20 protein-coding genes are annotated in these 21,078 nt (G+C 62.8%); 8 read left to right on the top strand and 12 right to left on the bottom strand.

Features of this window, described 5'->3' with window-relative positions:
- Positions 1-679, bottom strand: a 679-nt coding sequence (locus tag ACYQ1H_RS13285; protein ID WP_460028525.1) for an efflux RND transporter periplasmic adaptor subunit, incomplete at its 3' end; no start/stop codon positions are given.
- 496 nt (positions 680-1,175) lie between these two features.
- Here ACYQ1H_RS13285 and ACYQ1H_RS13290 point away from each other — a divergent pair.
- The gene (locus ACYQ1H_RS13290; protein WP_460028526.1) at positions 1,176-2,027 is read left to right on the top strand and encodes a radical SAM protein; all 852 of its coding nucleotides are present in this window, start codon (positions 1,176-1,178) and stop codon (positions 2,025-2,027) included.
- 99 nt (positions 2,028-2,126) lie between these two features.
- Here ACYQ1H_RS13290 and ACYQ1H_RS13295 read toward each other — a convergent pair whose 3' ends face one another.
- Positions 2,127-4,952: a ribonucleoside-diphosphate reductase subunit alpha gene (locus tag ACYQ1H_RS13295; RefSeq protein ID WP_460028527.1), complete on the bottom strand. Its 2,826-nt coding sequence runs from the start codon at positions 4,950-4,952 to the stop codon at positions 2,127-2,129.
- 244 nt (positions 4,953-5,196) lie between these two features.
- On the opposite strand from ACYQ1H_RS13295, the gene ACYQ1H_RS13300 reads away from it, so the two are divergent.
- Complete coding sequence (locus tag ACYQ1H_RS13300; RefSeq protein WP_460028528.1) at positions 5,197-6,318, top strand: AI-2E family transporter; 1,122 nt, start codon at positions 5,197-5,199, stop codon at positions 6,316-6,318.
- A gap of 24 nt (positions 6,319-6,342) precedes the next feature.
- Here the strand turns inward: ACYQ1H_RS13300 and rlmE are convergent, their stop codons facing one another.
- The gene (rlmE, locus tag ACYQ1H_RS13305; RefSeq protein ID WP_460028529.1) at positions 6,343-6,960 is read right to left on the bottom strand and encodes a 23S rRNA (uridine(2552)-2'-O)-methyltransferase RlmE; all 618 of its coding nucleotides are present in this window, start codon (positions 6,958-6,960) and stop codon (positions 6,343-6,345) included.
- A 43-nt stretch (positions 6,961-7,003) separates the two neighbouring features.
- Here rlmE and yhbY point away from each other — a divergent pair, with 43 nt between their 5' ends.
- Entirely contained in the window at positions 7,004-7,276 is a 273-nt protein-coding gene (gene yhbY / locus ACYQ1H_RS13310; protein ID WP_460028530.1) for a ribosome assembly RNA-binding protein YhbY, read from the top strand.
- Positions 7,277-7,305: 29 nt separating this feature from the next.
- Here the strand turns inward: yhbY and greA are convergent, their stop codons facing one another.
- The 8 genes from greA to smpB all read right to left on the bottom strand — a co-directional run bounded on the left by greA (position 7,306) and on the right by smpB (position 16,482).
- Positions 7,306-7,782: a transcription elongation factor GreA gene (gene greA / locus ACYQ1H_RS13315; RefSeq protein ID WP_460028531.1), complete on the bottom strand. Its 477-nt coding sequence runs from the start codon at positions 7,780-7,782 to the stop codon at positions 7,306-7,308.
- A gap of 34 nt (positions 7,783-7,816) precedes the next feature.
- Positions 7,817-11,038, bottom strand: coding sequence for a carbamoyl-phosphate synthase large subunit (gene carB, locus ACYQ1H_RS13320; RefSeq protein WP_460028532.1), 3,222 nt, complete (start codon positions 11,036-11,038; stop codon positions 7,817-7,819).
- 13 nt (positions 11,039-11,051) lie between these two features.
- Positions 11,052-12,182: a glutamine-hydrolyzing carbamoyl-phosphate synthase small subunit gene (gene carA, locus ACYQ1H_RS13325; RefSeq protein ID WP_460028533.1), complete on the bottom strand. Its 1,131-nt coding sequence runs from the start codon at positions 12,180-12,182 to the stop codon at positions 11,052-11,054.
- Between the two features lie 138 nt (positions 12,183-12,320).
- Positions 12,321-13,427, bottom strand: a complete 1,107-nt coding sequence (gene metA, locus ACYQ1H_RS13330; RefSeq protein ID WP_460028534.1) for a homoserine O-succinyltransferase MetA — start codon at positions 13,425-13,427, stop codon at positions 12,321-12,323.
- A 21-nt stretch (positions 13,428-13,448) separates the two neighbouring features.
- On the bottom strand, positions 13,449-14,297 hold the full coding sequence (locus ACYQ1H_RS13335; RefSeq protein ID WP_460028535.1) for an ATPase: 849 nt from the start codon (positions 14,295-14,297) through the stop codon (positions 13,449-13,451).
- Between the two features lie 27 nt (positions 14,298-14,324).
- Positions 14,325-14,714: a group II truncated hemoglobin gene (locus tag ACYQ1H_RS13340; RefSeq protein WP_460028536.1), complete on the bottom strand. Its 390-nt coding sequence runs from the start codon at positions 14,712-14,714 to the stop codon at positions 14,325-14,327.
- A 7-nt stretch (positions 14,715-14,721) separates the two neighbouring features.
- The gene (locus ACYQ1H_RS13345) at positions 14,722-15,894 is read right to left on the bottom strand and encodes a D-alanyl-D-alanine carboxypeptidase family protein (RefSeq protein ID WP_460028537.1); all 1,173 of its coding nucleotides are present in this window, start codon (positions 15,892-15,894) and stop codon (positions 14,722-14,724) included.
- A gap of 108 nt (positions 15,895-16,002) precedes the next feature.
- On the bottom strand, positions 16,003-16,482 hold the full coding sequence (smpB, locus tag ACYQ1H_RS13350; RefSeq protein ID WP_460028538.1) for an SsrA-binding protein SmpB: 480 nt from the start codon (positions 16,480-16,482) through the stop codon (positions 16,003-16,005).
- Between the two features lie 100 nt (positions 16,483-16,582).
- Here smpB and ACYQ1H_RS13355 point away from each other — a divergent pair, with 100 nt between their 5' ends.
- Together ACYQ1H_RS13355 and ACYQ1H_RS13360 are read left to right on the top strand one after the other, a co-directional pair.
- Complete coding sequence (locus ACYQ1H_RS13355; protein WP_460028539.1) at positions 16,583-17,935, top strand: sodium-dependent transporter; 1,353 nt, start codon at positions 16,583-16,585, stop codon at positions 17,933-17,935.
- A 30-nt stretch (positions 17,936-17,965) separates the two neighbouring features.
- Complete coding sequence (locus ACYQ1H_RS13360) at positions 17,966-18,235, top strand: RnfH family protein (RefSeq protein ID WP_460028540.1); 270 nt, start codon at positions 17,966-17,968, stop codon at positions 18,233-18,235.
- Positions 18,236-18,238: 3 nt separating this feature from the next.
- Here the strand turns inward: ACYQ1H_RS13360 and ACYQ1H_RS13365 are convergent, their stop codons facing one another.
- Entirely contained in the window at positions 18,239-18,679 is a 441-nt protein-coding gene (locus ACYQ1H_RS13365; protein ID WP_460028541.1) for an outer membrane protein assembly factor BamE, read from the bottom strand.
- 79 nt (positions 18,680-18,758) lie between these two features.
- Between ACYQ1H_RS13365 and fur the strand changes: the two genes are divergently transcribed.
- The 3 genes from fur to lolD all read left to right on the top strand — a co-directional run.
- The gene (gene fur, locus ACYQ1H_RS13370; protein WP_460028544.1) at positions 18,759-19,193 is read left to right on the top strand and encodes a ferric iron uptake transcriptional regulator; all 435 of its coding nucleotides are present in this window, start codon (positions 18,759-18,761) and stop codon (positions 19,191-19,193) included.
- Between the two features lie 37 nt (positions 19,194-19,230).
- Positions 19,231-20,478, top strand: coding sequence for a lipoprotein-releasing ABC transporter permease subunit (locus ACYQ1H_RS13375; RefSeq protein ID WP_460028542.1), 1,248 nt, complete (start codon positions 19,231-19,233; stop codon positions 20,476-20,478).
- Positions 20,471-21,078 (top strand): lipoprotein-releasing ABC transporter ATP-binding protein LolD (lolD, locus tag ACYQ1H_RS13380; RefSeq protein ID WP_460028543.1); only part of this gene is annotated, 608 nt, incomplete at its 3' end. The genes ACYQ1H_RS13375 and lolD, both read left to right, overlap by 8 nt.

Consider the following 21,078-nt stretch of genomic DNA (forward strand, 5'->3'; position numbering starts at 1 on the left):
GGCCGATTGACAGCTCCGGGAGATCCGGACGCACTTCCATGCCGGGATTGACATGTCTCTCGGTGATCACCCCGGCAATCGGGGTACGCACCCGGTAGCGATTATTGATCTGGTCGTCCGGGGCCCCCAGGTTGTGGATGTGCATACGACTGCGGCTGACATCATCACGCGCATGTGCCAGCGCATTCTCGGCCTGCTGGAGTTCCTTGCGCGGTAATACCCCATCGTCGAACAGGGCCTTGGCACGTTTCCAGGCGCCTTCGGCCAGGCGCTCGTCTGCCAGAGCATTCGCATAGGCCTCCTGCGCCTGACCCAGCTGGGGACTGTCGAGCTCGAGCAGGGCGTCGTGAGCCTTGACTAGGCTGCCGAGTGCGGGGATGTCGGAGACAACGCGCCCTGCAACCGGTGCCGAAATCCGTGCGGTACGCGTCTCGTCGTAAGCCAGCTTGCCGGCGATCGGTTCGGCAACCGGGGCAACCACCGCCTCCACGCGCTGCTCCACCAGCATCGCCCGCTTGCTGGAACCGGGCGGCAACAAAACTTCATCCTTGGGCAGCGCCGATGCCGCGCCACCGGCAGGCTCAGGGGGGTTGTCCCGCTCGCAACCGCCGAAACCCAGCGAGATGGACAGCAGCAGCCCAAGCGTCGGGCACAGCCTTCTGGAAATGTCACGGTTCATCGTTCTTGAGTGAGGTTACCGATGCCCCTGAGGCGCTCAGGCCAGGCGAGAAGGCTGTCATTCGGGGCATTGCAGCAATCCAGCAGCGGGGCGGTCACCCCTCCGAATGGTTACATCAGCCAGAATGCTGCATCACATCGAGGTCGAGGATGGGACAGGAAGTTGAAATCAAACGGTGTCGAAGGGTAAGACCCCAATCTAACCAAGCAATAAACGCGCCCTTCGCACCTGACGGTCATCAGAACCGGCGCCATCCTTGAGCGAGTATGCTGAGCCTCGCCTGGTATCGTGTCAACGTCATTGCTGCCGATGGTTCCCTACAACCGATTGCCACTGCAGATGGACCATCATGCCCGGGCATCACCGGGGCAGAACAGCCTCATAAGGCACTGGTATCCGCCGGCTCACGGACGACCGGCGCCGGAACGGCTTGCCGCCATCGACTACCACAGCCTATAGAATCGCCATCCCTGCCCACGCCAATGTCAGCCATCCCATGACCCGACTCAGTATCACCGATCACCGCCGCGACAGCGCCGGTCTGACCTATGTCTACCCGGTATGGTCGCGCCGTTCGGGCGGCCTCTCGATCGGCATCAACCTGAATCCGAACAACGCCTGCAACTGGCGCTGCATCTACTGCCAGGTGCCCGATCTCATCCGGGGTGCGGCGCCGGAAACCGAGCTCATGCGGCTCGAGGATGAACTACGGGAACTGCTGGCATCCGCCCTCTGCGGCGATTTCTTCGAACGCTTCGCCATACCGGCCGATCAGCGTGTGATCCGCGACATTGCCATCTCGGGCAATGGCGAACCTACCAGCAGCGGGCAATTCGATGCCGCGATCGGTATCGTCGGCCAGGCCTGCGCGGACGTCGGGCTGTTCGGCCAGATTCGTCTGGTGCTGATCAGCAACGGCAGCCTGATGCACCGACCGGAGGTGCAACGCGGCGTCGCCCACTGGTCGGAACTGGGGGGGAAGGTCTGGTTCAAGCTGGATAGCGCAACGGAAGCGGGGCGCGAGCGCATCAACCAGGTCCACCTGTCCAACGCCACGGTCCGACACAACCTCGAGACCTGCGCGAGACTCTGTCCGACCTGGCTGCAAACCTGCCTGTTCGCCCTCGATGGCCAGCCGCCATCGGAAACCGAACAAAGCGCCTACCTGGATTTTCTGACCGGACTGGAGGCGGACGGCATCGCCATCGAAGGTGTCCTGCTTTACGGTCTGGCGCGGCCATCGTTGCAACCCGAAGCCGCCCGGCTGTCGGCCCTGCCGGAAGACTGGATGTCGGCATTCGGTGCGCGCATCGAGTCCCTGGGCATCAGAGCCAGGGTTCATCGCTAACGCCCCGGTCCCACCGCACGGCCATGCCAGAAAAACCCGATAAAAAACCCCGCCGGGCCCAGCGCCAGGCCCGGCGGGGTCGTCGCGGCATTTAGCCGTCTACTGACAAGCCTCACACGTCGGATCGTCGAGGCGACACACCTTGGGTTCGGGTTCTGCGCTCACGGCATTGAGCTTGCCATCGAAGGCGGTGCTCTTCTCGACGTGGGTGGCACCCAGCGTGCGCAGGTAGTAGGTGGTCTTGAGGCCGCGCACCCAGGCGAGCTTATAGAGGTTGTCCAGCTTCTTGCCGGAGGGTTCGGCCAGATAGAGGTTGAGCGACTGCGCCTGGTCGATCCATTTCTGGCGGCGTGAGGCGGCTTCGATCAACCAGCGGGCGTCCAGCTCGAAGGCCGTGGCATACCGTTGCTTGATGGCCTCGGGCACGCGCTCGATCTTTTGCAGGCTGCCGTCGTAGTACTTGAGGTCGTTGATCATCACGGCGTCCCACAGGCCGTGCTGCTTGAGTTCGGCCACCAGATAGGGGTTGACGATGGTGAACTCGCCCGACAGGTTGGACTTGACGAACAGGTTCTGGTAGGTGGGCTCGATGGACTGCGACACCCCGCAAATGTTGGAGATGGTGGCGGTGGGGGCGATGGCGAGACAGTTGCTGTTGCGCATGCCGACCTTCCTGACCCGCTCGCGCAAAATGTCCCAGTCGAGGGTCGTCGAGCGGTCCTGTTGCAGGTAGCCGCCGCGTTCGACTTCGACCCGGGCGACCGAGTCGATGGGCAGGATGCCCTGACTCCACAGGGAGCCGGCGTAGCTGGCGTAGACGCCGCGCTCTTCGGCCAGATCGGTGGACGCCCGGATGGCGTGGTAACTGATCAGTTCCATGCTGCGGTCGGCAAACTCGATGGCCTGTTCGGAGGCGTAGGGAATGCCGAGCTTATACAGGGCGTCCTGGAACCCCATGAGGCCGAGCCCGACCGGGCGATGGCGCAGGTTGGAGCGACGGGCCTGGGGGACGCTGTAGTAGTTGATGTCAATGACGTTGTCCAGCATGCGCATGGCGGTGGCGATGGTGCGCTGCAACTTGTCGGCATCCAGCGTGCCCTGCGGGGTGATGTGGGCGGCGAGATTGACCGAGCCGAGGTTGCAGACGGCGACCTCGCTGTCGTTGGTGTGCAGGGTAATCTCGGTGCAGAGGTTGGAGCTGTGGACGACGCCGACGTGCTGGTTGGTGTAGCGGAGGTTGCAGGGGTCCTTGAAGGTGATCCACGGGTGGCCGGTCTCGAACAGCATCGACAGCATCTTGCGCCACAACTGGCTGGCCGGCAGGCGTTTGAACAGGGTGATCTCGCCCTGATCGGCCTTGGCTTCGTACTCCTGGTAGCGGCGCTCGAAGGCGAGTCCGGTCAAGTCGTGCAGGTCGGGGGTGTCGCTGGGGCTGAACAGGGTCCAGTCCTGATCGTCGACGACGCGCTTGAGGAACAGGTCGGGTACCCAGTTGGCGGTGTTCATGTCGTGGGTGCGGCGGCGGTCGTCACCGGTGTTCTTGCGCAGTTCCAGGAACTCTTCGATGTCGATGTGCCACGTTTCGAGGTAGGCGCAGACGGCACCCAGCCGCTTGCCGCCCTGGTTGACGGCGACGGCGGTGTCGTTGGCGACCTTGAGGAAGGGTACGACGCCCTGGGATTTGCCGTTGGTACCTTTAATGTGGGCACCCAGACCGCGCACGCGGCTCCAGTCGTTGCCGAGTCCGCCGGCATACTTGGACAGCAGGGCGTTGTCCTTGATGGCGCTGTAGATGCCGTCGAGTGCGTCGGGTACGGTGGTGAGGTAGCAGGAGGACAGCTGCGGGCGCAGGGTGCCGGCGTTGAAGAGGGTGGGCGTCGAACTCATGAAGTCGAACGACGAGAGCAGGTGGTAGAACTCGATGGCGCGGGCTTCGCGGTCGATTTCGTTGCTGGCCAGTCCCATGGCGACACGCATGAAGAAGGCCTGCGGCAGCTCGAAGCGGACGCCGTGACTGTGGATGAAGTAGCGGTCGTAGAGGGTCTGTAAACCCAGATAGTTGAACTTAAGATCACGCTCGGGCTGGAGGGCCTGGGCCAGTTGGTCGAGGTCGTAGCGGGTCAGTTCGCTGGACAGCAGCTCCAATTCAGCGCCACGGTGGATGAAGGCGACGAAGGACTCGCGGTAGTCGGCTGAGGGGTCCAGCCCGAGGAAGCCGTGGGCCTCGCGGCGCATGGCACTGAGCAACAGCCGGGCGGCGACATAGGCGTAGTTGGGTTCTTGTTCGATGCGGGTACGCGCCGCCATGAGCAGGGCTGACTCGACATCCTTTTCCGGTACGCCGTCGAAGAGGTTGCGGCGGGCTTCGTCGAGAATCCAGGCACCGTCGACATCTTCGAGACCCGAGCAGGCGTCGTCGATGAGGGCTTGCAGGCGGGGGACATCAAGCGGCTGGCGGGTGCCGTCCGGGAGGGTGACGTGCAGTTCCGGTGCAACCGGGGTTTTCTGGGCCTGCTGTTCGGCCCGCAGGCGGGCACGTTCTTCCCGGTAGAGGACGTAGGCGCGGGCCACTTTCTGGTAACCCCCGCGCATCAGGGCCAGTTCGACCTGGTCCTGTATGTCTTCGATGTGGATGGTGCCGCCAGAGGGTAGCCGCCGGGACAATGCCGTGACCACCTGCTCGGCCAGCGACGCCACCACCTCGTGGATGCGGCGACTGGCGGCGGCACTGCCGCCCTCGACCGCCAGAAAGGCCTTGGTGATGGCGACGCTGATCTTGCTGGCGTCGAAGTCATGGACTTGTCCGTTACGGCGAATGACTCGCATCTCGCCAGGCTGATAGGAACGCAACTCGACACCCGCCGACACAATGTCGGCAGGCATCAGGGAGGAATTCCGGGACGCGAGCAGGGATTCGGTTTCCATGGACAGAGACCTCGGCGTGTCAGGTTGGATCGGAAAGGGCCGGCACTATAAGATGTGCCAAAAGGGCCAGTCAAGCACAATATCCTGTGTAATCATCGAAAAGCGATGACGACAGGCGCGCGCGGCCGGCCGCCGGTCAGCGCAACCGGCGGGCGGATCGGCAGCGGGCTTGATGTACTATTGCGCCCACTGCGGAGCCCCGCCTCCTCCCAACAAGAACAACGACAAAGGGACAACCGAGCCCATGCAAAACATTCTGGACTGGATCAGCGACTGGACGCGACGCATCCTGCCCAACCCTCAAGCCGTCTCGTTCGCCATCTTCCTGATCGTCATCTCGCTGCTGGTCATCAGCCTGGGACAAATGCTGATGCCGGTGCTGGCGGCTGGCGTCATCGCCTATCTGCTCGAAGGCATCGTCATGCAGGGCGTCAGACGCCGGGTACCGCGCTTCGCTGCGGTACTGGTCGTCTATGTGCTGTTTCTGGCCTTCGTCGCCTTCCTGCTGGTCGCCCTCCTGCCCTCGCTGTACCAGCAGACCATGCAACTGCTGCAACAGCTGCCGGGCTGGGTCACGCGCGGGCAGGTACTGGTCATGGAACTGCCGGCTAAATACCCCGACTTCATCACCGAGGAACAGCTCTACGAGGTCATGGCAACCCTGCGCCGGGAGCTGCTGGGCTGGGGACAATCGATGCTGACCTACTCCTATGCCTCGCTGGTCAGCATCATCACCCTCATCGTCTACCTGATCCTGCTGCCCTTGCTGGTGTTCTTCTTCCTCAAGGACAAGGATCGCATCCTCGGCTGGCTGGAGCAGTATCTGCCCTCCGATCGTTACCTTTCGCACAAGGTCTGGCGGGAGGTCGACATGCAGATCGGCAACTATGTACGAGGGAAATTCTTCGAGGTGGTGGTGCTGTTCCTGGTCAGCTTCGTAGTATTCGAGCTGATGCGGCTCAACTACGCGCTGCTGCTGTCGGTGCTGATCGGCCTGTCGGTGATCATCCCCTACGTAGGCGCGACCCTGGTGACCTTCCCGGTCGTGCTGGTGGCATTCTTCCAGTGGGGACTTACCGACGAGTTCGGTTACCTGATCCTGGCCTACTCCATCATCCAGGCCATGGACGCCGTCTTCCTGGTGCCCCTGCTGTTCTCGGAGGTGGTCAACCTGCACCCGGTCGCCATCATCGTCGCCATTCTCTTTTTTGGCGGACTGTGGGGATTCTGGGGCGTATTCTTCGCCATTCCGCTGGCCACCCTGGTGAATGCCGTGCTGAATGCCTGGCCGCGAGAGGGCAAGACGCTGATCCAGGGTCTGGATGCCGCAGCGCTGACGCAGGATCCCAAGGCCATCGAGTCGTAGCCCGGCGAGAGCGCCGGGCCCGTCCTAAATCCTGTCCCTGGCCACCAGATAGACTTCCGTGCTGCGGTCGCGGGAAGCCTTGGGCTTGCGCACCGAAACCCTGTGAAACAGCGCCCGCGCCGCCTTGACATAGGCGTCGACATCGGGCCCTTGAAACAGCTTGGTCACAAAGTCGCCGCCCGGCCGCAGGATCTCCCGAGCCGTGTCCAACGCCAGTTCCGCCAGATACATGCCGCGGGCCTGATCGACGATCCGGTTGCCGCTCATGTTGGGCGCCATGTCGGACAGCACCAGATCGACGGACCGCTCCGCCAGCGCCTCACGCAGCCGGGCCAGTACCGATGCCTCGCGAAAGTCGCCCTGGATGAAGGTGACATTGGGCAAGTCTTCCACCGGCAGAAGGTCCAGCGCTATAATCGCCCCCTTTTTTCCGAGCTTCTGCGCCGCAAACTGCGACCAGCCTCCCGGCGCCGCGCCCAAATCCACCACGACCAGACCAGGCTTCAAGAGTCGTTCGCGCTCGTCCAGTTCCTTGAGCTTGAATACCGCCCGGGAGCGATAGCCCTGGGCCTGGGCCTGCTTGACGTATTCATCGGAAAAATGCTCGGACAACCAGCGCCCGCTGCTGCGACTACGCGCCATGGTTCGCGCCGATAGACATGACAACCCCAGACCGAGAGAGCGAGTGAAACCCGAATTGAAGAAATTTCTGCGCGCCAAGGCGCATACCCTGAAGCCGGTCGTGATCACCGGCCAACACGGGGTCACGCCAGCCGTGCTGAACGAGATCAACCTGGCGCTGGATCACCACGAACTGATCAAGGTCCGTGTCAACGCCGCGGATCGCGAGGAGCGCCAGGCCATGGTCAGGACCATCTGCACGGAGTCCGCCGCCGAGCTGATCCAGGCCATCGGCCACGTCGTCACACTCTACCGCCGCAACCCGAACCGGCGCTAGCGCCGCACCCGGCTCTGTCCCCCGCCCGCTCAGAGATAGCGGACGCCGCAGATATCGAACTCGCGGACGCCGCCCGGAGCCTGAACAACGGCGACATCCCCTTCCCGCTTGCCGATCAGGGCGCGGGCAATCGGGGAGGTCACGGAAATGCGCCCCTCCTTGATGTCGGCCTCGTCCTCGCCGACGATCTGATAGGTCACTTCCTCGCCGGTTTCCGCATCGGCCAGGTCGACGGTGGCGCCGAAGACCACCTTGCCGTGGGCATTGACCTGGGTCACGTCGATGATCTGGCAATTGGACAGCTTGGCCTCGATTTCCTTGATGCGGCCCTCGGTAAAGCTCTGCTGTTCCCGGGCGGCGTGATATTCGGCATTCTCCTTGAGATCCCCATGCGCCCGCGCCTCGGCGATGGCGGCCGTGATGCTGGGACGCATCACCGTCTTGAGATGGTTGAGTTCCTCGCGCAGTTTCTCCGCGCCGCGAGCCGTTAAAGGTACCTTGTGCATATTTTCCTGATCCGGGGTATCGACAAGCGCTGATTCAGGCCTTGAGCATCCTGTGCAAATCCTGCAGGCAATTGACGTCCGCCGCGCCCACTTCGTCGAGGGCCGAGCAGGTCGCGCGGGCGCCGGACAGGGTGGTCGTATAGGTGACCTGATCCTGCAGGGCCTGGCGGCGGATGGTGAAGGAATCCGAGATCGCCTTTTTGCCTTCGGTGGTGTTGATGATGAACTGCAACTCGCCGTTCTTGATCATGTCGACCACGTGAGGGCGCCCTTCATACACCTTGTTGACCACCGTGCAGGGAATCCCGGCCTCTTGCAGCGCCTTGGCCGTACCGCGGGTGGCCACCAGCCGGAAGCCCTTGGCCAGCAGATCGCGGGCGACGGGGATGACCTTGGGCCGGTCGCTCTGCCGGATGCTGATGAAGACATTGCCGCTCTGTGCCAGCTTCACGCTGGCGGCCCGCTGCGCCTTGCCATAGGCCTCGCCGAAGGTCGCACCGACCCCCATGACCTCACCGGTGGATTTCATCTCCGGCCCCAGCAGGGGATCGACGCCCGGGAACTTGATGAACGGGAACACGGCTTCCTTGACCGAATAGTACGTCGGCACCCGCTCCCGGGTCACGCCCTGTTCGGCCAACGACTTGCCCACCATGCAGCGGGCAGCGATTTTCGCCAGCGGATAGCCGGTGGCCTTGGATACGAACGGTGCCGTACGCGACGCCCGGGGGTTCACTTCGAGGATGTAGATGTCCTCACCCTGGATGGCAAACTGGGTATTCATGAGACCGACCACGCCCAGGGATTCGGCCAGCAGGCGCACCTGTTCGCGGATCCGGTCCTGGAGGACCGGGCTGAGGTCATAGGGCGGAATGGAGCAGGCCGAATCGCCGGAATGGACACCCGCCTGCTCGATATGCTGCATCAGGCCGCCGATCAGCACGGCCTGCCCGTCGCTGATGGCGTCGACGTCCATTTCGATCGCATCGTCAAGGAAACGGTCGAGCAGGACCGGCGACTCGTTGGAAACACTCACGGCCTCGCGCATGTAGCGCTTCAGTTCGTCGTCGTTGAAGACGATTTCCATGGCGCGGCCACCGAGCACATAGGAAGGCCGCACGACCAGGGGATAGCCGATCTCGTTGGCACCCTGGATGGCCTCCTCCAGCGAGCGCGCCGTACGGTTGGGCGGCTGCCTGAGGCCCAGCTTGTCGATCAGTTTCTGGAAGCGCTCGCGATCCTCGGCGAGGTCGATGGAATCCGGCGTGGTGCCGATGATCGGGGCATTGGCCGCCTCCAGGGCGCGCGCCAGCTTGAGCGGGGTTTGCCCGCCGTACTGGACGATGACGCCGTAGGGCTTTTCCAGATGGATGATCTCCAGCACGTCCTCCAGCGTCAGCGGCTCGAAATAGAGCCGGTCGGAGGTATCGAAGTCGGTGGACACCGTCTCCGGGTTGCAGTTGATCATGATGGTTTCGAAACCATCCTCGCGCAGGGCCATTGCCGCATGCACGCAGCAATAGTCGAACTCGATGCCCTGACCGATGCGGTTGGGCCCGCCGCCGAGCACGATCACCTTCTGCCGCCCGGTCGGCTCGGCCTCGCACGCCTCCTCGTAGGTGGAGTAGAGATAGGCCGTGGCCGTCGCGAATTCTGCCGCACAGGAATCGATGCGCTTGTAGACCGGCCGCACGCCCAGTTTGTGGCGGGCGGCGCGGACCTGAAACTCCTGGCTGCCGAGCAGGCGTGCCAGCCGGGCATCGGAAAAGCCCTTGCGCTTGAGGGCAAACAAGTCGTCGGCCGTCAGGCTGCCGAGCACCCGCCCGGAAAGCGAGCGTTCCTCGGCCACCAGTTCCTCGATCTGGGCCAGGAACCAGGGATCGATCCGGCTATGCGCATGGACCTCATCGAGCGTCCAGCCCAGACGGAAGGCATCGGCCACGTAGAAGATGCGGTCGGCACCGGGGTGCCGCAGTTCGCGCGCCAGCCGGTCGGCGGCATCCTCGGCCCCCGGGTCCAGCCTTTCCGACAGACCGTCGACACCGATTTCGAGACTCCGCAGCGCCTTCTGCAGCGATTCCTGGAAGGTCCGGCCGATGGCCATGGCCTCGCCCACCGACTTCATCTGTGTCGTGAGCCGATCGTCGGCCTGCGGGAATTTCTCGAAGGTGAAACGCGGCACCTTGGTGACAACGTAGTCGATGGTCGGCTCGAACGAGGCGGGCGTGGCGCCGCCGGTGATCTCGTTGCGCAGTTCGTCCAGGGTGTAGCCCACCGCCAGCTTGGCCGCCACCTTGGCGATCGGGAAGCCGGTGGCCTTGGAGGCCAGCGCCGAGGACCGGCTGACGCGCGGATTCATCTCGATGACGATCATGCGGCCATCCTGCGGGTTGATCGCGAACTGTACGTTCGATCCCCCGGTATCGACGCCGATCTCGCGCAGCACCGCGATACTCGCATCGCGCATGATCTGGTATTCCTTGTCGGTGAGCGTCTGCGCCGGCGCCACGGTGATGGAATCGCCGGTGTGCACGCCCATCGGATCGAAGTTCTCGATGGAACAGATGATGATGCAGTTGTCCCGATGATCGCGGACCACCTCCATCTCGTATTCCTTCCAGCCGAGCACGGACTCCTCGATCAGCAGCTCATGGGTCGGCGAGAGTTCCAGGCCGCGCTCGCAGATCTCGATGAATTCCTGACGGTTGTAGGCAATGCCGCCGCCCGAGCCACCCAGCGTGAAGGAGGGCCGGATAATGGCCGGATAGCCGGTCTGCTCCAGGCAGGCCAGCGCCTCCTCCAGCGAGTGGGCGACGCCGGAACGGGCCGAACTCAGGCCGATCCGCTCCATCGCCCGCTTGAATTTCTCCCGATCCTCGGCCTTGTCGATAGCCTCCTTGGAGGCGCCGATCATCTGCACGCCAAACTTTTCCAGCACGCCGTGCTGATCCAGAGCCAGCGCGCAGTTCAGGGCCGTCTGCCCGCCCATGGTCGGCAGCAGCGCGTCCGGCCGCTCCTTCTCGATGATGCGGGCCACGGTCTGCCAGTCAATCGGCTCGATATAGGTGGCATCGGCCATCTCCGGATCGGTCATGATGGTGGCCGGATTGGAGTTGACCAGGATCACCCGGTAGCCCTCCTCCCGCAACGCCTTGCACGCCTGCGCGCCGGAGTAGTCGAATTCGCAGGCCTGGCCGATGACGATCGGACCGGCGCCCAGCAGGAGGATGGACTTGATGTCGGTTCTTTTTGGCATGTAGCGGGAATACTCAGTGGCGGGCGCGCTGCATCAGCTCGATGAAGCGGTCAAACAGGGGCTGAAGATCGTGTGGGCCGGGGCTGGCCTCCGGATGCCCCTGGAAACCGAAGGCGGGGCAGTCGGTCAGCTCGATGCCCTGCAGACTGCCGTCGAACAGGGAGCGGTAGCTCGCCCGGACGGAGGCCGGCAGCGTTGCCTCGTCGACAGCGAAGCCATGATTCTGGCTGGTGATCAGGACCCTGCCGCTGTGGAGTTCCTGAACCGGATGGTTGGCGCCATGATGCCCGAATTTCATCTTCATGGTCCGGGCGCCGCTCGCCAGCCCCAGGAGCTGATGCCCAAGACAGATGCCAAAGACAGGCAATTTCCGCTCCAGGAATGCCTGGATGGCGCGAATGGCATAGTCGCAGGGCTCGGGATCGCCGGGGCCGTTGGACAGGAAAATCCCGTCCGGCTTGAGCGCCAGGGCGGCTTCGGCACTGGTGGTGGCCGGCACGACCGTCAGGCGGCAGCCCCGCTCGGCCAGGAGCCGCAGGATATTGCGCTTGACGCCGAAGTCATAGGCAACGACATGGAACTGTGCGGCGACAGGCGCGGCATAGCCCGACGCCAGCTGCCAGGCCCCCTCCGTCCAGGCATAGGATTCGGCGGTCGTGACCTCCTTCGCAAGATCCATTCCCTTGAGACCGGGGAAACCACGCGCCTCGGCCAGCGCCTGTTCGACATCGAGGCTGGCGCCTACCATCAGGCAGCCACGCTGGGCACCCCGGTCGCGGAGCAGGCGGGTCAGCCTGCGGGTATCGATGCCGGCGATGCCGACAATGCCATGGGTCCGGAGATAGTCGGACAGGGGCTGCGCCGCTCGCCAGTTGCTGTAGCGCGCGGGCAGATCGCGCACCACCAGTCCGCTGGCAAAAATGCCGCCCGATTCCACATCCTCGGCGTTGATGCCGACGTTGCCGATGTGCGGATAGGTAAGCGTCACGATCTGGCGGGCATACGAGGGATCGGTCAGGATTTCCTGGTAGCCCGTGATGGAGGTATTGAAAACAACTTCACCGACCGAGCACCCTTCGGCGCCTATCGACTCTCCGCGGAACAGGGTGCCATCCTCGAGAGCCAGTAATGCTTGGTTATTCAAATGTGTTCACCATAAACATGCAAAACGGGAAGAACCGCGAGGTCCATCCCGTTCATGCCAGTTCGATCAGCCGTTGTTGGCGCTGAATTCTAGAAAAAAGCCGCCGGCCTGTCCATGCGGCTGCCTTGCCGGTGCCGGCTAGCCCTGCCATCCTGAGGTCGCGCCGCGGGTCAGCTTGTCGGCAATGCCCAGGGGATCGCGGGGATCGATGCCATCCATCAACGGCTTGCGCCGGTTCTGATCGGTCACCTGGTAGATCAGCCCCAGCCAGTTGTTGAAGACGGCCTTGGCCGTATCCCGCCAGGTGTTGTCGAGCCGGGGCACGATCCCGTCCTCGATGAACACGGGGCAAGCCAGACCGTCCCGCCGAGCCTGACGCACGCGCTGGCCATAGGCGTTCAGGTGATCCACCGATTCCTGGCTGAAATAGTGCTCGGGCAGAGGGGGGTAATCCTCGCGCTCGCCATGGTAGTAGCGCATCACCTCGCGCTTGTACTCCTTCAGCAGGCTGATGGTGTCGTACTCCGGGTGCCCCTGGAAGAACACGACACGCATGAGGTCCTCGCTGACCGCCAGATGCACGCCGGCCTCGCCACTTTCCACCAGCACCCGCAGGCCGACCCGCTCCATGTCCTCGCGAAAGATTTCGTTGAAGCGGGAATGCGGCACATCGAAGCGGGTGTTGATGTTGGAGACCAGCGGATGCAGGGGCTCCACGACCCGGTGCGAGTAAACCCCCCAGCGCTTGAAGCCCAGATGGGTACGCTCGATGCCATAGCCGTACTGGATCAGGGCGTGGGTGGCCAGACAGGAACACAGGGTGGAGGTCACATGCTCGCGGGCCCAGTCGAACACCTCGGTCAGCGGCTCCCAGAAGGGCTCCCGCTGGAGCTGCGGCTGGGTCACGTTGGCGCCGCTGATGATCAGGCCGTCCAGTCCCTCCCGACGGATTTTCGCAAACGGTTCATAGTAGCGGTCAATGTGCGCCCGGGCCTCGTCGCCACGAACCAGCCCCTCGATGGTGAAGGGATGCATGTGGAACTGCACGATCGAGTTGGCGGCGCCCACCAGGCGGAAGAACTGGCGCTCGGTCGCTTCCAGCGCGGCATCGGGCATCATGTTCAGCAGGCCGATGTGCATCTCCCGGATGTCCTGGTGCCGGGCACGATCGACGCTGAGTACCTCCTGCCCTTCCTCGCTGAGGCGGCGGAACGTGGGCAGATCGGTGTGGGCTACAAGAGGCATGACGGGTCGCTCCCTGTCAAATCAGGCATTCGGGTTCGCCAGCGCGCGACAGACGAGCTCGATGAAATCCGCTTCATCGGCAACACTCCCGAGGGCCGAGGCTTCGACGGTATAGCCCCATTCCCGCGCGATGGCCTCGTAGCGTGGCAGGCGGGCATGAAACAGCCTGGGAAACACCCAGGTGACGAAGTCGTCCGGCGGAATCTCGTCGACGTCCCGGTAGCCGCGCTCCGCCATGAACATCGGCAAATGCTCGTCCAGGAATGCCTCGCGGTAATACAGGGGCTTCGGATGAAGTCGGGCACGCTCGATCAGCAGATGCTCCAGTTCGCGGGAAGTCCGGATGTAGACGATCACGGTATGCTCGGCCAGGCTTGCCAGGGTTTCCGGATCGTCGAGCTCGCAGACGCTGCCGCCGGCATCATTGATGAAATGCCGGTAGCCATAGATCGCCTCGACCTTGCGGATGAATTCCGGCACATCGCGCATCGCATGGATTTCCGCCTGCCGGTGCAACTCCTGGCGGCGCTTGAATTCCGTGAGACTCAGCCCGCCCTGGCGCGGGTTGCCGAGCTTGCCGAGAAAGCTCGAAACCGGGGTCAGGTTGTCGATGGTGATGTTGCTGCGGATGTAGATCGAATCCGTCTGCAGCAGCTCGCGCAGGAACGGGATCTCCATCGCCTGGCGCTTGATGTTGTCGGAAATGGGTTCATCCAGGTAGCGGGTACCGATCCGGTAGTCGCCGGAATAATGGAACCAGCGCTGGCGCGGCAGCTTGTTGGCAAGCGTGGTCTTGCCGACGCCGGACATGCCGAGCAGGGTGATGCACTTGCTGTCCCAGGCCCTGAATTGCTCGGGGCTCATTCTCATCGTACGGACTCCGGAAAATGCAGAAACTCAACGGTTGATCATGTGATCGGCCGTCTTCGCCAAGGCCTCGAACAGACGCTCGCGCAGGACGGCGTCGGCCACCGTCTCGTCCAGGGCCAGACGCATGCAGTGCAGCCATTGATCCCGCTCTGCGGGACCGATCGGAAAAGGCAGATGGCGCATCCGGAGGCGTGGGTGGCCATAGGCTTCCCAGTAGAGATTGGGACCGCCGAGCCAGCCCGACAGGAACATGAAAAGCTTTTCCTCAGCCCCGGCAAGGTTCTCTCCGTGCAGCCGCCGGATTTCCCGGACACCTGGCTGCGTATCCATGTGCACATAGAAGCGTCGCACGAGCTCCCGGAGAACTTCGACGCCCCCCAGCCAGGCATAAGCCGTCCCGCTGTCGTGCTCGCTCATGTGGACACTATTTCCCGCACTTGCCCTGCTTGCCCTTGCACGACGCCGGCGCCACCTTCGAGGTCTTCGCGGGCGGCGCATGGGCCTTTTCCGTCGGCGCTTTTCTGCTGACACTCGCACGCCTGATCGGTGCATTCGCCGAAGCCGACCCCTGTCTGGCCGGGCCGGAACGCGCGGCGGATGCCTTGCCATGTGCCGGGTTGCCGCGCGCCTCGGTGGTGACTGCGGGCCGGGCGTGCCTGCCCGTGGCACGCGCGGACCTGAAATGCGCGGGACTGCCGAACGTGACGCGGGGCGACCCGGGCTCCAGGTCGGCCAGCCTGGCTGCCGCACGAGGCTCGGCCGGCCTGTTGAAGTCCGCCTCGATGAAGGCCGGTGGGGCACCGCTCAGTTGCGCGAAACCGTCGTCGAGAATCTCGCGCATGTGCGCATCACGCCGCTTGGCGCTGGGGCCGCCGAACACCACGCCGATCAGGCGCCGCCCTCCCCGCTTGGCCGAGGCCACCAGATTGAAGCCCGAGGCGTTGATGAAACCGGTCTTGATGCCGTCCATGCCGGAATAGGTTTCCATCAGATGGTTGTGGTTGTCGAAACTCTGCCCGCGGTAGTAGAAGCGAGGCGTGGAAAAATACGGATAGTAGCGGGGGAAGTCATTGATCAGCGCCTTGCCCAGGCGGGCCATGTCCCAGGCAGTCGTCACCTGCATCGGATCAGGCAAGCCCGAGGCATTGCGGAACACGGTATCGCGCATGCCCAGGGCATGGGCCTTGGCGGTCATCATCTCGGCAAAGGCGGTTTCGCTACCGGCCAGGTTTTCGGCAATGACCGTGGCGGCGTCATTAGCGGAGCGCGTCACCAAGGCCAGGACGGCGTCCTCGACCGCCAGGGTATCGCCGGGGGTCAACCCCAGGCGGGAGGGTGGCTTGAGTACGGCATTGCGCGACACGGTCAGCGGGGTATTCAGGGTCAGTTCGCCGCGCTCCAGCGCCTCGAACACCAGATACAGCGTCATGATCTTGGTAATGGAGGCCGGGTGGCGCAGTTCAGAGGGAAAACGCTCGTACAGCACGCGCCCGCTGTCGGCATCCACGACCAGCGCGGAGTAGTCCCGCGCTTCGGCTTTCGACAGAAACAGCAGGGCCAGCATCATGCCCAGGAGGTAAGTGACTCGAAGATTCATGGAAGGTCTGGGAATGTGCCAATGTGCACGCGGAAGATGGAAATTCGTATCCGGGGCTCGCGGGCCCGGAAGTCTGGGTGTGATAACGCCGGACCGGCAGGACGGGCGCTAGTGCTGCTTCATCACCCGCTGCCGCTCGCGCTGCCAGTCGCGATCCTTCTCCGTGGCGCGTTTGTCATGCTGTTTCTTGCCGCGTGCCAGACCGATTTCCAGCTTGGCCCGGCCTTTGCGCCAATACAGCGCCAGCGGCACCAGGGTATAGCCCTTGCGTTCGACATGGCCGATGAGGCGGCTCAACTCGTGGTGATGCAGCAGCAGCTTGCGGGTACGCACAGCGTCGGCGACCACATGCGTGGAGGCGGTGGACAGGGGCGAGAAATGGGCACCGAGCAGCCAGGCCTCGCCGCCCTTGAGGACGACATAGCTCTCCTTGAGCTGGGCGCGCCCCGCCCTCAGGCTCTTGACCTCCCACCCCTGCAGGACCAGTCCAGCCTCGTGACGCTCCTCGATGAAGTAGTCATGCGTGGCCTGGCGGTTGAGCGCGATGGTTGAGCTGCCAGGGGCATCCTTCTTTTTCTTGGCTGCCATGCGAAAGTGTTATCCCTGACGTCGTCGGCGAAACTTGCTATTTTACTCGAAATTGCTCGAACCTGATCCTTTCACCTCTTCCAGCAGGACTCTTAGACGCATGACGGCATCTGGCAAAATCCATGGGCAATGGTCCTCCCGGCTGGCGTTCATCATCGCTGCCAGCGGTTCCGCCATCGGTCTTGGCAACATCTGGAAATTTCCCTACCTGCTGGGCGAGAACGGCGGCGGCGCGTTTGTGCTGGTTTACCTCGCCTGCGTGCTCGGCATTGGTCTGCCGATCATGATGGCGGAAACCCTGCTCGGACGGCGCGGACGCCAGAATCCCATCAATACCATGGCCACCCTGGCCGGCCAGGCCGGTGCCAGCCGGATCTGGCGCTACGCCGGCTGGCTGGGCGTTCTGGCCGGGTTCCTGATTCTCTCCTATTACTCCGTCATCGCCGGCTGGTCGATGGCCTACCTGTTCAAGATGGCGGGCGGCTTCATCGATGGCGCATCGACAGAAACGGCACGGCAGGCCTTCCAGGAGCTGAAGGACGCCCCCGACCGGCAGCTGATCTGGCATACCCTGTTCATGGGCGCCACCGTCGTGATCGTCAGCCGGGGGGTCAGCGACGGCATCGAAAAGGTCACCCGGCTGATGATGCCCGGGCTGCTGCTGATGCTGCTGCTGCTGGACATCCATGCCGTCCGGACCGAAGGTTTTGCGGAAGGCATGTCCTTCCTGTTCAAGGTGGATTTCGACAAGCTCACCGGGGAGAGCCTGCTGATCGCGATGGGGCAAGCTTTCTTTTCATTGGGACTGGGCATGGGCTCGATCATGGTCTACGGCTCCTACCTGCCCGCCCATGTGTCGATCGCGCGCTCCAGCGCGATCGTGGCGGGCCTCGATACGGCCGTGGCGCTGCTGGCCGGGATCGCCATCTTCCCGGTCGTATTCACCCATCACCTGGAACCCGGCATGGGTCCCGGCCTGATCTTCGAGACCCTGCCGCTGGCCTTCGTGCAGATGCCGGGCGGCACCCTTTTCGGTACCGTCTTCTTCATCCTGGCCTTTTTCGCCGCCATCACATCGGCCATCGCGCTGATCGAACCTGCCGTGGCCTGGCTGTCCGAAAATGCCGGCCTCAGTCGCCAGCGCGCCAGTGCCTATGCCGGCTCCGCCTGCTGGCTGCTAGGGGTTGGGACCGTCCTCTCGTTCAACCGCGGATCTGACCTGACCCTGGCGGGCAGAAATTTCTTCGAATTCATCGATTTCCTTACTGCCGACATCATGCTGCCGGCCGGCGGCCTGCTAGTTGCCATCTTCGCCGGCTGGGTCATGAAGCGCGAACATAGCGAGGAGGAGCTGGAGATGGGAGCCTGGTACTGCTACTGGCGCCCGCTCATCCGCTATCTGGCCCCGGCCGCGGTGGTCATCATTTTCCTGCATGCCATGGGACTGCTGTAGCCCCGGGCATTATGACCGTCAGCCCACTCCATGCGTATCGAAGTGGTCTACGCGAAGCCGGAGGAGCAAGTCCTGGAAGCCATCGAACTGCCGGCCGGCGCCAGGCTTGCGGATGCGCTGGCACACACCGGTCTCTTCGAGCGTTTCCCGGAAATCGACCGGGACAACCTCAATGTCGGCATCTTCGGGAAGCTCCAGCCCAGGGATCATCCGCTCCGGGACGGGGATCGGGTGGAGATTTACCGTACCCTGCTGATCGACCCGCTGACGGCCCGCCGGCAGCGGGCCTTGAAGCGCTGAACCTCACTCGTCATCGGCTCCGAACAGGCCGGTGATCATCTGCCAGACCGTTTTTTCCCGCTGGATGGGTGGCACGGTGAGGGTGGAATCCTTTTTCATTTCGATGGCGGGCAAGGTGCCGGGTCGGAAATCCCCTTGCAACTCCGCCAAGTCGTCGCCGCGGAAAATGAGCGTGATGTTCTTCTGTACCCGGGGTTCGTCCCCCGGCTGGTTGCTGTAAACGTAGTCCCAGCGTTCGTCATGAAAAGGGTCCACCATCAACGGTGCGCCCATGATATAGCTCACCTGGCGCTTGCTCATGCCGGGCCGCAACTGATCGACCATTTCCTGCGTAATGACATTGCCCTGATGGATATCCTGCTTGTAGACAAAGGGCAGCCAGTCCCAGGAACAAGCCGTCAAGGACAGAGCCAGCCAGGCGGTAACATGGCGGAGAAGTGGCATGGTATGATGCTTGCGTACAAATGCGGACGCGCCATCATACCCGATAGGACCGCCCAACACACCGAACGGGGTAAGTGCTCTGGAAAGTAAAGATATTCGCAACGCGGGCCTCAAGGTTACGCTGCCGCGCATCAAAATCCTGGAGATCCTCGAAAGCCGCGGCTCATCCGCCGACCGCCATCTGAGTGCGGAGGAGATCTTCAAGAGCCTCATCGCCGAGGGCGAGGAAATCGGCCTGGCTACGGTCTATCGGGTGCTGACCCAGTTCGAAGCGGCGGGGCTCGTGATCCGTCACCATTTCGAGGGCGGCAACTCGGTGTTCGAACTCAACCGTGGTGATCACCACGATCACATCGTCTGTGTTCAATGCGGCCGCGTGGAGGAATTCCAGGATCCGACCATCGAGCGCCTGCAGATGGAAATCGCCCGCAGCAAGGGCTTTGACCTGACCGACCATTCGTTATGCCTTTACGGCACCTGCCAGCCATGCCAACAAAACCGCGCCGAAAACTGAGTCGCGTCTAAATCCCCCTACCAGCGGTCATACCCGCATGTTTAAGCCTCTGTCGCTGTTCATCGGCCTTCGCTATACCCGGGCGAAGCGGCGGACAGGTTTCATCTCGTTCATCACCCTTACCTCGGTTCTTGGCATCGCTCTTGGCGTTGCGGCGCTCATCACCGTCCTCTCCGTCATGAATGGCTTCGAGGCGGAACTCCGCGATCGCATTCTTGGCATGACCTCGCATGCCTCCATTACCGGCATCGACGGTGAACTGCGTGACTGGCAGACACTTGAGGCGCCCCTGCAACAGGAATCCCGGGTTCTGGGCTGGGCACCCTACGTGGAAGGCCAGGCCATGATCAACTCGGAGCGGCATGTCAGCGGCACACTGCTGCGCGGCATCCTGCCGGATTACGAGCCACGGGTATCCGAAGTCGCGACCCGCCTGGTGGCAGGTCACCTGACCGATCTCCGCGCCGGTGAATTCGGCATCATTCTCGGGATGGAACTCGCCGAACACCTGGGAGTAATCGTTGGCGACAAGGTCACCGTCATCACCCCGCAGGTCACTCCCACCCCGGCCGGTATCCTGCCTCGCCTCAAGCGCTTCACGGTCGTGGGGATATTCCATGTGGGCATGTTCGAATACGACCGCAATCTTGCACTGATCAATCTCGAGGACGCCCGGCGGCTCTATACGATGGCCGAGGGCATCTCCGGCTTGCGGCTCAAGCTCGACGACGTGTTCTATGCCCGTCAAATCGCGCGCGAGATCGGGCCCAGGCTACCGGGACATTACATGATCACGGACTGGACCCAGGCTCACAGCAACTTTTTCAAGGCCATTCAGACGGAAAAACGGGTGATGTTCATCATCCTGCTGCTTATCGTCGCCGTGGCCGCTTTCAATATCGTCTCTACCCTGGTCATGGTCGTGACCGACAAGCGTTCAGACATCGCCATCCTCCGCACGCAGGGCATGCCGCCCTCGACCGTCATGGCGATCTTCGTCGTACTGGGCACCATCATAGGTCTCTTTGGCACGTTGATCGGGGGCATTGGCGGTGTCATCCTGGCCCTGAATGTGGAAACGGTTGTCCCTGCCATCGAGCGCTTGTTCGGCGTCCAGTTCCTTTCGGCGGATGTCTATTACATCAGCGAATTGCCCTCCAAGCTGATCTGGAGCGATGTCTATCGGATCACGGCGGTTGCCTTCCTGCTGTCCGTCCTGGCGACGCTTTATCCGGCCTGGCAGGCTTCCCGCATCAAGCCGGCCGAAGAGCTACGTTATGAATGAGACAGTCCTGTCCTGCAAGAATCTTCAGAAGCGTTACGCCCAGGGCGACCTCAATGTAAGTGTCCTGGAAGACATCAACCTGAGCATCAGATCAGGTGAACGTGTCGCCATCATGGGAGCCTCGGGTTCCGGCAAAAGCACCTTGCTGCATCTTCTGGGCGGACTTGATACACCAACCTCGGGTGAGGTTGAGCTGAATGGCCAGAAGCTCTCAGCGCTGAACGAAAGGTCTCTCTCCAGCCTGCGAAACCGGGTGCTGGGTTTCATTTATCAGTTTCATCACCTGCTGGGAGAATTCACCCTGCTGGAGAATGTGGCTATGCCACTGTTGATTGGCGACCATGGCGTCGCAGAGGCCGAAGAATGGGCCCATGAAATGCTCGAACAGGTTGGCTTGGCTCATCGAGTCAGGCACAAGCCTGGCGAGCTCTCGGGTGGAGAGCGCCAGCGAGCAGCCATAGCACGAGCGCTGGTCACACGCCCAAGGTGTGTCCTGGCGGATGAGCCGACAGGCAACCTAGACCGAAAGACGGCCGAAGTGGTGTATGAGCTGATGCTAGCGTTGAACCAAACATATGGCGTGAGCTTTCTGGTAGTAAC

The organism is Methyloparacoccus murrellii, from assembly GCF_054657115.1.

Coding starts and splice junctions, on each gene's coding strand:
- metA (WP_460028534.1), bottom strand. CDS start 13,427: ATGCCTCTTGTAGCCCACACCGATCTGCCCACGTTCCGCCGCCTCAGC.
- greA (WP_460028531.1), bottom strand. CDS start 7,782: ATGCACAAGGTACCTTTAACGGCTCGCGGCGCGGAGAAACTGCGCGAG.
- rlmE (WP_460028529.1), bottom strand. CDS start 6,960: ATGGCGCGTAGTCGCAGCAGCGGGCGCTGGTTGTCCGAGCATTTTTCC.
- carB (WP_460028532.1), bottom strand. CDS start 11,038: ATGCCAAAAAGAACCGACATCAAGTCCATCCTCCTGCTGGGCGCCGGT.
- ACYQ1H_RS13295 (WP_460028527.1), bottom strand. CDS start 4,952: ATGGAAACCGAATCCCTGCTCGCGTCCCGGAATTCCTCCCTGATGCCT.
- ACYQ1H_RS13345 (WP_460028537.1), bottom strand. CDS start 15,894: ATGAATCTTCGAGTCACTTACCTCCTGGGCATGATGCTGGCCCTGCTG.
- ACYQ1H_RS13290 (WP_460028526.1), top strand. CDS start 1,176: ATGACCCGACTCAGTATCACCGATCACCGCCGCGACAGCGCCGGTCTG.
- ACYQ1H_RS13360 (WP_460028540.1), top strand. CDS start 17,966: ATGCGTATCGAAGTGGTCTACGCGAAGCCGGAGGAGCAAGTCCTGGAA.
- ACYQ1H_RS13355 (WP_460028539.1), top strand. CDS start 16,583: ATGACGGCATCTGGCAAAATCCATGGGCAATGGTCCTCCCGGCTGGCG.
- ACYQ1H_RS13340 (WP_460028536.1), bottom strand. CDS start 14,714: ATGAGCGAGCACGACAGCGGGACGGCTTATGCCTGGCTGGGGGGCGTC.
- ACYQ1H_RS13335 (WP_460028535.1), bottom strand. CDS start 14,297: ATGAGAATGAGCCCCGAGCAATTCAGGGCCTGGGACAGCAAGTGCATC.
- ACYQ1H_RS13365 (WP_460028541.1), bottom strand. CDS start 18,679: ATGCCACTTCTCCGCCATGTTACCGCCTGGCTGGCTCTGTCCTTGACG.
- smpB (WP_460028538.1), bottom strand. CDS start 16,482: ATGGCAGCCAAGAAAAAGAAGGATGCCCCTGGCAGCTCAACCATCGCG.
- ACYQ1H_RS13300 (WP_460028528.1), top strand. CDS start 5,197: ATGCAAAACATTCTGGACTGGATCAGCGACTGGACGCGACGCATCCTG.
- ACYQ1H_RS13375 (WP_460028542.1), top strand. CDS start 19,231: ATGTTTAAGCCTCTGTCGCTGTTCATCGGCCTTCGCTATACCCGGGCG.